The 249-nt window shown below is 78.3% G+C and carries 1 protein-coding gene; it reads left to right on the top strand.

All coding sequences use genetic code 11. The annotated features are described in order from the left end of the window. The coding region (locus SB751_RS33690; RefSeq protein WP_410749457.1) for a DUF2894 domain-containing protein at positions 1-249 on the top strand (249 nt) is incomplete at both ends.

Raw genomic sequence — 249 nt, 5'->3', positions numbered from 1 at the left:
GGGCCACGCAGGCAGACCGCGCCCGGCTGGACGAGCGCCTGGCGCAGTTGCTGCAGGCGTATGCGGCGCGCATCGCCGCGGCCAGCGCGGCCAACACCGCCGCCGAAGGGCCGGACGATGCCGCTGCGCCCGACGCCAGCCCCGCGCCGGCCATGGCGGTTCCCAAGCCCGCGCGCGGACCGCTGGCCGAGCTGGCGGCGTATCTCGCCTACCCTGGCGCCCCCGGCGAAGATCCCGACGCCATCGCCG

The organism is Cupriavidus sp. SIMBA_020, assembly GCF_046535395.1.
Classification (GTDB): domain Bacteria; phylum Pseudomonadota; class Gammaproteobacteria; order Burkholderiales; family Burkholderiaceae; genus Cupriavidus; species Cupriavidus campinensis.
The sequence above is the reverse complement of the archived record's forward strand: the minus strand, read 5'-3'. Positions and strand labels throughout refer to the sequence as shown.